The following is a 12,618-nucleotide window of genomic DNA, read 5'->3' on the forward strand; positions in this document are numbered from 1 at the left end:
GAATAAGTGAGATGGTTTTTACTATATGGCTTAGCTGAATCCCACTCCCTAAAGAAGTTTAACATAGATAAATTAGCGTTGAATTGACTTGTTATTTTATAATCAATATATTGCTTAAATCCAGATAGATTTTCTATTAACTCTTGGAAAAACTTTGTATAGCCTTTGTCTCTTTTTAAGGGCTTCATCTCACTAAAAATTTCTGCCACTTGAATAATTTCTCGCAAACTCTGGGGTAAAAGCAACTTTGTATTTTCACGACTGTCAATCGGCCTAATATTTAAGTCAGTCCGTATAAATATAAACTTATAAAACCAGTCCTCTACAGTTAATTCCAGGTTTTCTTTATTATTAATTGATTCATTATTCGCCTTAAAGATTCTTAACTCTTCATCCAGACCAAGATCAATAGACTTTAAGATAACCCACATTTTTTTATTTAATAAATCATTGTTTGGGAAAAGAGATACACGATTCCCTAAAGGAACCAGTTTAAGTAGAAATTGATTGATTTGTGAAAAAATTTCTTCATTATCAATCACTTCATGCTCCAAAAGTCTCTGATTATCAGTTATAAGATCTTCAAATAAAGAATTTTCCAATTGACGTTTTCTGTAAGCGAAGATAATGATTATCTTCTTATCCAGGTAACGCTGAATGTCATTAAGAAGCTTTGCAATCAGTTGATTTTTTACCAAATCCAAATCATCAATGATTAAAACAAAATCTTTAGGGTTCTTATTATTTGTTTGTAAAATGGCAAGAAGGTCTTGTAGAAATGTTCCAAAGAGTACGTCAAGATGCACTCTTTTATTTAGAGATTCTAGGATAGAAGAATCAGAGTGCCCGTTTTTAAAATAATCTTCCTTTTGCTTGTCGACTGAAATAGCAGCTGTAATAGATTTTAATTGAGCATTTAGTTTGGTTAAAACACATGTACTAAAACACTCACTGTCTAAACTATTCACAATATCACGAAGCATAGAAACGAAAATATCTATTATACTGAGATCAGAGGAGAGTACTTCTGGACCAATAATATCAAAAACATGATATTCTTTCTCAAGAATATTTTTCAAACTCTTCAAAAGGGAGGTTTTCCCAGAACCACGTTCTCCAGATATGGCAATCACTCTAGACATTTCTTTCTGAATAAACATTTTTCCAGCATCACATTCGTCAGCTTGTCCATTCTTTTTACTGTCCTCTGCCACTTTATTAAAATCATCCAAGATATGTCTTATACGTCCCAATTCTTTGGAAAACATATAATGTTCAGGTATTCCATCCCAATACTTACATTTCAAAACAATCGGTTGTTTATATTCTTCCCAATTAATTGCATATCTGTCTTCAGTATTAGACATAATAACTCTCCTTTATTTATGTTATAATAATATATTATCAAATGATAGGAGAAATTTCAATAGTTTCTATTAGTTAGTGCAGATTATAATTTCTTAATCTTTCATACTGCCTACTTCTCCATTAAACTGTATTTATTTTACCATAATTTTCAAAGGGTAAAAAATATTCTCCTTCTGACCAGCAGAAAGAGAACATTGATATTAGACTTCTTGTAAGCTCTGGCTTATTTTCTTTAGAGCTATATGCAAAAATGGGGTTACAGCAAATAAAAAGCCGCCCAAAGCTATAAAAGTCCAATCGAAGCCAAAGTAATCAATCAACCAGCCCGTCACAGGAAAAATGACAATCATACTCAGGCTGAACATCATAGAATAGACACTGAGCATGGTCGCCCGCACCTCACTTGGCAGCTGCTTTTGTAAATCATTGTCAAAAATCGGCTGGAAAAGAGCATACAAGGCGTTGCTGATTAGATAAATCAAAATATAGATGATTGGCGTTCCAAAATAGGACAGCAGGTAGCTTGCTCCAGTTAAAAGTACCACTGAAGGAAAGAGTTTTAGGGCAGAATACTTCTTTCCAATCACACTCGCCATATAGACCGCTAAGATATTCAAAGCACTGCCAATCAGCATGACTACCGAAATCTGCCAATCTTTTAAATCAGGCAATTGATTTTGATAATAAAAATAAAACATACACATCAGTGTTCCGATGATTTGGGACAGAATCATCCAGATAAAAAGGCTGGGATTTCTCTGTAACTCCTCTTTGACAGCCCAGATAATCTTTTTCATAGTCAGACGCTCCGCTTTCTCTGCTTTGACACTAGGTTCTTTCAGCATCCAGGTCAAGAAAAGAACGATGATAGAGGTAGCAATCATGATATAGTAGGTCAGATGCAATTGTCCATGGACAAAAAATCCGGCCCAGACCGTTCCCAAAGACCGGGTCGCCTCGGCCACTCCAGACATAAAGCTGGAGATGGATAAGTAACGTTCCTTGAGTCCGGCTTCCACAGATGAATCATAGACCATGGCTGCGCTTGTCCCCGAATCAAAATTATAGGACCAAGCACTAATCACCATAGCCAACGCATAAACCCAGAAGTTCCCCTGCCCAACTAACATGAGAACAGAAGACACAATCCCAGCTATCCGACTCAGATACAGATTAGTCTTGTAGGAAAAGCGATCCGCCAACATCCCAGAAGGAATTTCACAGATGACACTGGTCGCATGAAAAATACTTTCCAAAAGCCCAATCTGCCAAAGTGACATGCCGTTTTGACTGAGAAATAAAATCCAAAAACTAGTAATACCTAGAAAGGCAAAAAATTCTACTCCGGCCATAAGGCCGATATTTTTCCGATAACTTCTTTTAAACATATTTTCTCCTTTAACAAGTGTTTTTTAATTTCTATCCTTTATCACTTGTTAATCTGCTGTTCACATGACCTCTACCTCTTCTTTCTCTAAAATTCTATATTTGGATTATTTCATAGTTCATTGCTGAAAAAACGCCACATGGGCGTTTGAATCATTTTATGGTTTAATACGGTGCAGCATACGTGGGAATGGAATGGCTTCACGGATATGCTTAGTCCCTGCTACAAAGGTTACCATACGCTCGATACCGATACCGAAGCCACCGTGCGGAACTGTTCCATACTTACGAAGATCTAGGTAGAATTCATATTCTGTCGTATCCATACCAAGGTCATTCATTTTAGCAACGAGCGCATCGTAGTCTTCTTCACGCATAGAACCACCAATGATTTCGCCATAGCCTTCAGGTGCCAGCAAGTCTGCACAGAGGACGCGATCTGGATTTCCTTCCACAGGCTTCATGTAGAAAGCCTTGATGGCTGCTGGGTAGTTCACGACAAAGGTTGGTACACCAAAGTGATTTGAAATCCATGTTTCATGAGGTGAACCGAAGTCATCACCATGTTCCAGATGCTCATAGTCAGCATCTTCATCATTTTCATGAGCTTGCAAGAGGTCAATCGCTTCATCATAGCTAACACGCTTGAACGGCTCTGCAATATAGCGTTTCAGGAGTTCTACATCGCGTTCCAGTGTTTCCAAAGCTTGAGGAGCACGGTCAAGAACACCTTGGATTAAGGCTTTGACATAAGCTTCTTGCAAGTCAAGTGACTCATCATGCGTCAAATATGAATACTCTGCATCCATCATCCAGAACTCAGTCAAATGACGACGGGTTTTTGATTTTTCGGCACGGAATACAGGACCAAAGTCAAAAACACGACCAAGAGCCATAGCACCTGCTTCCAGATAAAGCTGTCCTGACTGACTCAAGTATGCTGGAGTTCCGAAATAGTCTGTTTCAAAGAGCTCAGTTGAGTCTTCTGCTGCATTTCCTGACAAGATTGGGCTGTCAAACTTCATAAAGCCATTCTTGTCAAAGAATTCATAGGTAGCATAGATGATGGCATTGCGGATTTGCATCATTGCCACCTGCTTACGAGAACGCAGCCACAGGTGACGGTTGTCCATGAGGAAGTCCGTCCCATGTTCTTTGGGCGTGATTGGATAGTCATTTGACTCGCCGATGATTTCGATGTCTGTAACGTCCAGCTCATAGCCAAATTTTGAGCGCTCGTCTTCCTTGACAATCCCTGTCACATAGACAGAAGTTTCTTGGCTAAGCTTTTTAATCGTATCAAACTTCGCCAATCCTTCTTCTTCGCCAAATTTCTCAATGAAGTTAGGCTTGAAGGCCACCCCTTGGAAAAAGGCAGAGCCATCGCGCAGCTGCAAGAAAGCAATCTTACCCTTACCTGACTTATTGGCTACCCAAGCACCGATGGTCACTTCTTGACCAACATAATTTTTCACATCAATAATTGTTACGATTTTCTTTGACACGTTTTTTCTCTTTTCTATTTTTTATTCTTTATGACAGACCGCCTCGACATTATTACCATCCGGATCCAAGACAAAGGCTGCATAATATGATGAAAGGTTCCCCCGATAATTTGGCGCACCGTTGTCTTTTCCCCCTGCCTTTAAACCAGCCTCATAACAAGCTTGAACCTGCTCATGGTTTTCTGCCAAAAAAGCAAAGTGAATCGGAGACTGCTCTCCCTCCCCCAACCAAAAATCTCCACCAGGATGTGGGCTGTTGGGAGCAACAAAACTGAGTAGAGAACTACTTCTAAAAGCCAATTTGTAGCCTAGAGGAGAGAGAAAACTTGTATAAAAGTCTTTTGAAATTTGTAGATTCCTGACCTTTATCTCAAAATGATCAATCATATCTGCCTCCTAGATTGGTTGCTAAATGTCACTTTATTTCAAGACAAATCTTTTGGACATCTGTTCTATATTTTACCATAAAGCGATTGCAATAGCTATCCTTGAAGAGTCGAAATCTCAGAAAAATTAAAAAACCAGCCTCCTAAAGGCTGGCGGATAACTCTCTCTGAATAAGAGGACTAATTTTTTGTTCCATATAGCAGTCGATCAACCATATCATCATCATAGTTCAAGACTTTTTTCAAAGCCATCTTAAAACGCTGATCACTGAGAATCTGACCTCCTGGACTCTGGTCGATCGTCGCATAATTCCCCTCCCCATCCTGAGTAAAGGCCACAGTCAGCTCTTGGTCAGGATCTTCACAAATATCTCTCCTCGGATCTTTTGAACTAGTAGACGGTCGAAAGTCCATTCTTTGCAGACGAAACGACAGTTCTTTATGAAAAGCCGCAATATCCTTCTGACGATTGGCCACTGGCTCATGTTTCTCCAGCCAAGTCAAAACATCTTCTCTTGTAATATATATCATCTTCCCCTCCTAAACCAAATCAAAGTTCGCCCTGTAAATGACCGTATCATAGCTTGGGCTAGCTGCTGACAGAGCTGCTTGAATGATATGGAGCACCCGCTGCTGTTGACCTTCGAAAGCTAAGGGCAGGAGCATATTGGAGACATTTTTTACAATCACTCCCTTAGTGAATTCCCCATCTTCATAAGAAAAATCCTGCTGATGAAAAATGGTCTTGGTCTTAAATTCAATCACCTGTCCTTGCAAGATTAGCTTATAAGTCTTCTTCCAGTTGGTTCTACCACCAAAGCGATAAAGGACCAGATAAATCCCCAACTCATGATCTGCGACCCAATCACCCGTCTCAAAGACTAGCTCATCATCAATCCCAGCCTTCTTTAAAAGCTCAATCCCTTCTTCAGAAATCATCTCGTGCACGAACTTCCAACTTCCTTCTTGGGGAAGAGACGCTGTTCCCTCAGTCTCCTTCTGAGTGCTACTACTGACTTCTTTATGGTAAACCCTTTTAGGGGTAAATTCTTCCTCCCAAGTCATCTCTTCTTCTATGTCACTGACAGCCCGCCTAGTCNGTAAAAAATCCAGACACTTTTCTAATAATCCCATATCCTATCTCCTCTTTATCTGTACTCCACGTGGTTTACTTCTCTTATCTTTGTATCATAATAAGGGTTAATCTGCGACAGGGCATGTTGAATCACTGTTATGATCTTGTCCTCTCGTCCTTTTAAAACCTTGGGAATCACAAGCTGGGAGATTGTTTCTGTTGATAGACCTTTTACACTTTGATCTTCCTCATTGCGAGCTGGATATCTATCGGCTCGCTCTTCTTCTAGGCGAAATTCAAGCAAGTGGCCACCGAGAATCATGGCTAAGACTTGATATTTCCCTTCCCCTATACGAAATTGCTTGACGCAGAGAAAAATCCCTCTCTTCTCATCCTCTAGTAAAAATGGCAGAGCCAATTCTTTTTCTTCAATAGAAAAATCCTCGAGAAGCTTCTTCTCTCTTTCCCCTATTTCCTTTCTGATAAATCCCATTTTATCTCCTTTTGTACAAAATAATCTTCATCCCTATTATTACTTAAGCAAAAAGACCATGAGGAACACACTGCAAGTCAATAGAATGCAGGGCTAGACCAAATGGACTTCTTTTATTATACACCGAAACACCATCGTCTTCAACTAAATACTCCTCAAATTTTTAAGTCGTCTGGTGATTCTTATCAGAAAGTTACTTATACTTAGTTAATCTGCCATTGATAGCTGCTATTTTAATCAATAGGTGGATCATCCTTTATCTCTTCTTCCGTCTTCCAGTAGGTCATACTGCTTTTCTTAGTGTCTACATCTCCCTTATCATTAACTACAATATGGACCTTAAAATAGGTTCGCTCAATCTGAGGATTATAGCGAGTCTCATAAACCATCGTAAAATCCGCATAGCCCGTCCCAGAAAGTTCCTGCTTTGCAGATCCCCCTTCAGTATTTTTTAATTGCTCACTATTCAAAGTTCGCATCTTTAAATTTAAAGCTGGCTGATAATTGCTCAAATACCAGTCTATTCGGGCCGAGTCATTCTCATAATATTGGATACGATAGCGATGACCTTTGGCTTGCAGACTATAGCCATTGGATTCGGAAATAGTGGTCCAACCCACCTCTGAATTAAAGAAAACATAAGCTCCTAGCAAGACTAGAACGCCTAGCAAGAATAAGAAAATCAAACGACGTTTCATATTGTTCTCCTTCGACTCCTGTTTACAAGACCTAGCAGCTAAATTCTAACTGCTCCCAGCTTTTATTTCGTCGCCCAAAATCTTCTCAATTCGACCAGAAAATATGAAAGCGATTTTATGATATTCTATATTATTTTACCATTTTATCAAACTATTTGCCAGTGCAGTTTAGGGGAACTGAAAAGGACGAACTCTGAGTCCGTCCTTATCTTTTGTTTATAAATTTTTGCGGTTTCTCTTTAGCAAGCAATGCCGGATTGTGAGCTTTATTTACTCTCCATAAAATATTGCAGACGTTGAACGGCTTCTTTGAGTGTTTCCAAATCTGTCGCATAGCTAAGACGGACATTTTCTGGAGCACCGAAGCCTGCTCCGGTCACTAGAGCCACGCCAACTTCTTCTAAAATTGCTGTCGTAAACTCGGTCACATCGATATAACCTTTCATTTCCATGGCTTTCTTGACATTTGGAAAGAGATAGAAAGCCCCTTGTGGCTTGACCACTTCAAATCCTGGCACCTGAGCCAAGAGTGGATAGATAGTATTGAGGCGTTCTTCAAAGGCCTGACGCATAGTCTCGACCGTTTCCTGGCTGCCAGTCAGAGCTTCGATAGCTGCATATTGAGCCGCTGCTGTCGGGTTAGAGGTCGTCTGACCTGCAATCTTACTCATGGCAGCTATGATTTCCGGTTCACCAACAGCATAGCCAATCCGCCAGCCTGTCATGGAGTAGCTCTTGGAAACACCATTGATGACCACCGTCTGCTTACGAATCTCCTCAGATAGACTGGAAATTGGCGTAAATGTATTACCGTTATAAACCAGACGTCCATAAATATCATCTGCCAAAATCAGAATATCATGCTCCACAGCCCAGTTCCCAATCGCCAACAGCTCCTCCGCTGTATAAATCATACCCGTCGGATTGGATGGCGAGTTCAAAACCAAGACCTTGGTCTTATCAGTACGAGCAGCTTCTAACTGTTCCACCGTTACCTTGAAATTATTTTCCTCAGTCGCTTGAACAAAAACAGGAGTCCCCTCGGCCATCTTAATCTGGTCGCCGTAGCTTACCCAATAAGGCGTCGGAATGATAGCTTCATCACCTGGGTCAAGAACACTCATAAAGAAGGTGTAGAGGGAGAACTTAGCTCCGGTTGCCACCGTCACTTGATTCGGCTGGATTGTGTAGCCGTAATAGTTGGCAAAATACTCTACCACTGCTTCTTTTAGCTCTGGCAGACCGCTAGTCACCGTATAAAAGCTAGCACGCCCATCCTCAATAGCTGCTACAGTCGCATCTCGGATGTTCTTAGGCGTTGGAAAATCTGGCTCTCCCAGAGTCAGAGACAGAATATCCCGCCCCTGCACTTTCAAAGCCTTAGCTCGTGCTGCTGTTGCTAAAGTCACACTTTCTTCCATCTTTAAGACACGATTTGATAATTTCATAGTCCCTCCTTGCTGACTAACTGTCCGCTTTCAAAACCAATCAGGTAGTAGGTGCCTCCCGATTTGACTTCCCAGATGGGCTGATCCTGAAAATAGCCCATGGTCACCTTATCAATAGTTCCTGCTCCATTTTCCTTGGCAATGCTCTCCGCCTCGGCCTGACTGACGCATTGGTCCAGTCGATAGACCCGAATCTCATTGGAATCTTTTGCAATCAATACAGCTTTTTCGACACCCTTACTGGTCTTGCCAAGCAGACTGTAGTAAGATTCCTGCCCATTGTAGATGGCAAAAGAATCCACTTTTTCAAGATCTGCATATTCCTTGGCCAAGCGGCTGCTTGCTTCCTTAGCCGACTGTCTCGGCTGCATGGATACTTGCAAAACAGCAAAAAATGAAAAGACAAGAACACTGAGAACGATAAAAATACCTATCAGGTACTGCCAAATTGGAAAACTGGCTTTATTTCTATTTTTATATTTCACTCCGTCATTATACTACAAATACTCCTATTTTTCTATCTTTTTTTGATGAGAATATTCTCATAATTCTAAAGCAATATCCTTGCATATGATACTATTTATTGGTAAAATATTGTTATGAAGATTACAGACGATTTAAGCAAAGAAACTCTGCTTGATTTGAAAACCATGATTGTCTTTCACAAGGCAGCAAGAACTATCCGTGCCATTGAAGCCCAAATTTTTAAAAAGCATGATTTGACTCCTACTCAGTTTTCCGTCTTAGAAACCCTATACAGCAAAGGAGAGCTGCGCATTCAGGACTTGATTGACCGTATACTGGCTACTTCTGGCAACATGACTGTCGTCATCAAAAATATGGAACGCGACGGCTGGATTGTCCGCACCTGCGACCCCAATGACCGCCGGGCTTTTTTGATTGGCTTGACGGAACAAGGCAGAGCTAAAATTGAAGCCGCCCTGCCTGATCATATCAAAAATATCCAGCAAGCTCTGTCCATTCTCGAAGAAGACGATAAACAAGATTTGATTCGCATTCTAAAAAATTTCAAAAAAATGAGCTAAATAATTGCTAACTAGTGATTAATGTTGTAACATATATTGTAACAAGAGAAATTTCTCTTTATTTTATAAAAAAGGAGACAATGCAATGTCTAAAGTATTATTCATCGTCGGCTCGCTTCGTCAAGGTTCTTTCAACCACCAATTGGCTGAGCAAGCTGAAAAAGCTTTGGCTGGCAAGGCAGAAGTTTCATATCTTGATTACAAAGATGTACCATTCTTCAACCAAGACATCGAAAGTCCTGCTCCAGCTGCTGTTGCTAAGGTTCGTGAAGAAATCTTGGCCGCTGATGCCATCTGGATTTTCTCACCTGTCTACAACTGGGCTATTCCAGGAGTAGTGAAAAACCTCTTGGACTGGGCTTCACGCGCTTTGGATCTGTCAGACCCAACTGGTCCATCTGCTCTGAATGCTAAGGTTGTTACTGTTTCATCTGTAGCTAACGGCACATCACCAGATGAAGTATTCAAGCACTACCGCAGCCTGCTGCCATTCATCCGTATGAACGTGGTAGAACCATTCACAGGTGTTGGTATCAACCCAGAAGCATGGGGAACTGGTCAACTGACTGTCGCAGAAGACAAACTTGCTGAACTCTCAGCACAGGCTGATGCTCTTTTAGCAGCCCTTAACTAAAAAGAGAAGATTATAAAAAGAAAAGAAAACTTATAAGACACTAACCCCCCGCAAATAATTGCGAGGGGTTTTAGAATGTATTATTGAAAAGAGCAAGTAGACAGCCTTAACCATACAAAGTCTGATACATTTTTTTCATAAAGCCATCAATCTCATTTTGAACAATTTTCAATAAGCGGGCTTCTTCGGATTGTGAGATGCTCACTTGCTCATTTATATTTTGTTTATTTATGTGAGAATAGTAACTGCGAACTATGTCCAGATTGTCGTTTAAAACATATTGACAATTTATTATTGACCCATCAGACTCAGTTTCAAAAAAAACTGTTACTTCGTTCCCGCCTGGGTGCGCAATCTTCAAATGTAAATCCCCTTCTATTTCTAAGGGATTGATTCCCCCATCAAAGCGAATAGCTCCATCTGGCGGGATAATATAGCCTGCTTTGCGAATGTCAGATGCATACTTTTCTGATGCCATTAGCTGCTCTAAAACTATGATTTTATCATCCCGTTTAAAATCTTCTTTCAGCTGAAGGAATTCTTGCTGACTTTGATAATTGAGATAGAGGTTAAAGCCGGCGACTAGAAGACATACAGAACAAATAAAAATTAGTATATTTTTAAATCTCAGCATTTTTTCTCCTAAGCAAGATTAGCACTTATCTATTAGATGAATANCTTTTCTATTTCAAATCATTTAAAGAATATTTAGGATAAGGAATTTGAGATAATTTATCTTCTATTTTTGCTAGCATTTTCTCTTCTGATTCATCTATATACCCCTCAAACCAAATTTTTTCAATATCTTCTTTGTTAAAGAAGCAAGCTTGATTATCCTTCATACCAAAAGGATATACACAACCGGAATAGTCTAAATACCCAATTTCACCCTTGTTATCATAAAGAGGATAACGGTTAATAATCATAATTTTTACTTGTCCATTTTTAAGCTGAACTGATGTTAGTATGATGCAAAAGGAATATTAGAGTTGCAATAAAAATTACAGAATTTATCATTCTTTATTTCCTTTATAGACTCTGTATAATCTTAAGACTCTATCCATTCTGCAAGATTTCATCTTCTTTCCGTTTTCTCTGCTGACCCGACCACCTGATACATAGTAACAGTACTATCATACGAAGAATCAAATAGACCAAACGGAGGATTTTCATCTTACCAAGAGCAGACAAAAACTTCTCCCTTGCATGTCCCACTTCTTGACCTAACTGTTCAACCGTTTTGCCTGTTTCCTCTTTAATAACAGCTGCATTCTTTGAAATCAAATAATAATTTCGGTCTAAACTAGTGGTATAGGCTCTGGATATTGGTTCATCTAAGAAAAAATATACTCTATCAGCATACTTATCTTCAGACAGAGCATAGTATATTTCAACTTCACTATCCCATTTTCTAGGAAAACTAGTTATTCTAATATTTTCATAGTCTAGATGCATCATTCCATCTAAGACGTCACTAGTCCATTCTTCTGCATAGTGATAAAGAGTTGCCTTCTTATCTACCATTGGCCAAACCATAACATACCGACTATGCATGAATTCCTNGGTCAGGGCCGAATTGCTAGCCAGACTGGTCGCACCAATCTCATATAAAGACCAAATAAGCACAATGAGCGTCAAGAAAGCTTGAGTTGGTTTGTTTTTATAATATTTTTTCATTTTTTAACATTTTACTCTTTGATTGCATGCCTGACGGTCAGCCTACATACCAGCATTCTCTGTAGTATAGCTGAACTCTACCTGCTGATTTTGCTTGTCACTTGTATCTACCCCAACCAATTTAGTAATAGCATTCTGAGCAGAGATAGCACTTGACTCGGTTTTCGCTTTTCACACTTCCTTCACATAAACAAGCTCTTTTTCACTAGATAGATCAGGTCGGTAGGTAAAGCCTGCAAAGCTTAATTTTTTCATCTGTTCGACTTCAGTCACTTGGTTAGTTATTAGAGCTGTTAAAAACTCGCCACGCGCCTTTTTAGAAATGGTCGAATGGACTTTCAGCTTGCCGCCTCGGTTTTCTAGAAACTTGAAACCTATCATGCGCTGGCGGATTTCCTTGGAAAAGACGGTTTCAAACTCGCTGGACAATAGAGAGAAGATAAGCTCATCTTCTGCCAGAGCTTGGTCATAAGCTTCTTTCCAAAAAGCCTTGAGACTCTTCCCATCTAGCTTAAGCGGCATCATAAAGTCCAAGCGGTGAGGCGCTATGGGCTCCAGGGCTGGGATGACTCCGTAAAGCGCTGATGTGATGGCAAGATGCTTCTCGATATACTGACTTTCCTCCTTGGTATAGTCCTGCCTCTTGATATGGCGGTACATGAGGCCGTCAAAAAGATAGAGGGCTGGAGCATACTGCGCATTTCCTTCTCGCAGAGCCTGAATGGCTTGCCACTCTAACTCAGCTCTTTCTGGGGAGATTTTATAAAATGATGCCAAGTCAGCTACTGACATGGTTGCCAACTCACCCAACACAGCCTGAGTTTGTGCTGAAGGTGGATTCGGGATTGCGGATGGCGCAGTTAGATTCAACTCTTTCGCAGTTGGGATAAGAATTTTCATAG

Annotated in this window: 16 protein-coding genes and 1 pseudogene; 2 read left to right on the top strand and 15 right to left on the bottom strand. The window is 40.1% G+C overall.

Features of this window, described 5'->3' with window-relative positions; all coding sequences use genetic code 11:
• The 10 genes from D8886_RS04130 to D8886_RS04175 all read right to left on the bottom strand — a co-directional run.
• Nucleotides 1-1,367: AAA family ATPase (locus D8886_RS04130; RefSeq protein ID WP_142999458.1), on the bottom strand; the 1,367-nt coding region annotated here is incomplete at its 3' end.
• Nucleotides 1,368-1,568: 201 nt separating this feature from the next.
• The gene (locus D8886_RS04135; protein WP_125342526.1) at nucleotides 1,569-2,756 is read right to left on the bottom strand and encodes an MFS transporter; all 1,188 of its coding nucleotides are present in this window, start codon (nucleotides 2,754-2,756) and stop codon (nucleotides 1,569-1,571) included.
• Nucleotides 2,757-2,912: 156 nt separating this feature from the next.
• Complete coding sequence (gene asnS, locus D8886_RS04140; RefSeq protein ID WP_125434314.1) at nucleotides 2,913-4,259, bottom strand: asparagine--tRNA ligase; 1,347 nt, start codon at nucleotides 4,257-4,259, stop codon at nucleotides 2,913-2,915.
• A gap of 21 nt (nucleotides 4,260-4,280) precedes the next feature.
• Nucleotides 4,281-4,646: a VOC family protein gene (locus D8886_RS04145; protein WP_002906354.1), complete on the bottom strand. Its 366-nt coding sequence runs from the start codon at nucleotides 4,644-4,646 to the stop codon at nucleotides 4,281-4,283.
• Nucleotides 4,647-4,825: 179 nt separating this feature from the next.
• The gene (locus D8886_RS04150) at nucleotides 4,826-5,176 is read right to left on the bottom strand and encodes a hypothetical protein (RefSeq protein ID WP_125434315.1); all 351 of its coding nucleotides are present in this window, start codon (nucleotides 5,174-5,176) and stop codon (nucleotides 4,826-4,828) included.
• Between the two features lie 9 nt (nucleotides 5,177-5,185).
• The gene (locus D8886_RS04155) at nucleotides 5,186-5,779 is read right to left on the bottom strand and encodes a hypothetical protein (RefSeq protein WP_125434316.1); all 594 of its coding nucleotides are present in this window, start codon (nucleotides 5,777-5,779) and stop codon (nucleotides 5,186-5,188) included.
• Nucleotides 5,780-5,793: 14 nt separating this feature from the next.
• Nucleotides 5,794-6,213 carry a hypothetical protein gene (locus D8886_RS04160; protein WP_002930810.1) on the bottom strand — a complete coding sequence of 140 codons (420 nt, stop codon included), beginning with the start codon at nucleotides 6,211-6,213 and terminating at the stop codon, nucleotides 5,794-5,796.
• Between the two features lie 233 nt (nucleotides 6,214-6,446).
• Nucleotides 6,447-6,911, bottom strand: coding sequence for a hypothetical protein (locus D8886_RS04165; protein ID WP_125342521.1), 465 nt, complete (start codon nucleotides 6,909-6,911; stop codon nucleotides 6,447-6,449).
• A 266-nt stretch (nucleotides 6,912-7,177) separates the two neighbouring features.
• Nucleotides 7,178-8,359: a pyridoxal phosphate-dependent aminotransferase gene (locus D8886_RS04170; protein WP_125434317.1), complete on the bottom strand. Its 1,182-nt coding sequence runs from the start codon at nucleotides 8,357-8,359 to the stop codon at nucleotides 7,178-7,180.
• Nucleotides 8,356-8,844 (bottom strand): cell wall elongation regulator TseB-like domain-containing protein, encoded by a 489-nt coding sequence (locus D8886_RS04175; RefSeq protein ID WP_125342519.1) that lies wholly within the window; start codon nucleotides 8,842-8,844, stop codon nucleotides 8,356-8,358. Before D8886_RS04175 ends, D8886_RS04170 begins: the two co-directional genes overlap by 4 nt.
• A gap of 114 nt (nucleotides 8,845-8,958) precedes the next feature.
• Between D8886_RS04175 and D8886_RS04180 the strand changes: the two genes are divergently transcribed.
• A complete protein-coding gene (locus D8886_RS04180) occupies nucleotides 8,959-9,405 on the top strand; it encodes a MarR family winged helix-turn-helix transcriptional regulator (RefSeq protein ID WP_002930817.1) in 447 nt (148 codons plus the stop codon).
• An 85-nt stretch (nucleotides 9,406-9,490) separates the two neighbouring features.
• On the top strand, nucleotides 9,491-10,039 hold the full coding sequence (locus tag D8886_RS04185; RefSeq protein WP_002895223.1) for an NADPH-dependent FMN reductase: 549 nt from the start codon (nucleotides 9,491-9,493) through the stop codon (nucleotides 10,037-10,039).
• 106 nt (nucleotides 10,040-10,145) lie between these two features.
• Here D8886_RS04185 and D8886_RS11685 read toward each other — a convergent pair whose 3' ends face one another.
• The 5 genes and pseudogenes from D8886_RS11685 to yaaA all read right to left on the bottom strand — a co-directional run bounded on the left by D8886_RS11685 (nucleotide 10,146) and on the right by yaaA (nucleotide 12,616).
• Complete coding sequence (locus D8886_RS11685) at nucleotides 10,146-10,673, bottom strand: thiol-disulfide isomerase (RefSeq protein ID WP_185761245.1); 528 nt, start codon at nucleotides 10,671-10,673, stop codon at nucleotides 10,146-10,148.
• Between the two features lie 49 nt (nucleotides 10,674-10,722).
• Entirely contained in the window at nucleotides 10,723-10,965 is a 243-nt protein-coding gene (locus D8886_RS04195) for a DUF4176 domain-containing protein (RefSeq protein ID WP_125342518.1), read from the bottom strand.
• Between the two features lie 130 nt (nucleotides 10,966-11,095).
• Nucleotides 11,096-11,716, bottom strand: a complete 621-nt coding sequence (locus tag D8886_RS04200) for a hypothetical protein (RefSeq protein ID WP_125434318.1) — start codon at nucleotides 11,714-11,716, stop codon at nucleotides 11,096-11,098.
• 45 nt (nucleotides 11,717-11,761) lie between these two features.
• Nucleotides 11,762-11,863 (bottom strand): annotated as a pseudogene (locus D8886_RS11785) (TIGR04197 family type VII secretion effector); the annotation flags it as partial.
• A gap of 24 nt (nucleotides 11,864-11,887) precedes the next feature.
• Nucleotides 11,888-12,616, bottom strand: a complete 729-nt coding sequence (yaaA, locus tag D8886_RS04205; RefSeq protein ID WP_125342516.1) for a peroxide stress protein YaaA — start codon at nucleotides 12,614-12,616, stop codon at nucleotides 11,888-11,890.
• Nucleotides 12,617-12,618: the final 2 nt, after the last annotated feature.

The sequence above is a fragment of the Streptococcus sanguinis genome, from assembly GCF_003943655.1.
Taxonomy (GTDB): domain Bacteria; phylum Bacillota; class Bacilli; order Lactobacillales; family Streptococcaceae; genus Streptococcus; species Streptococcus sanguinis_F.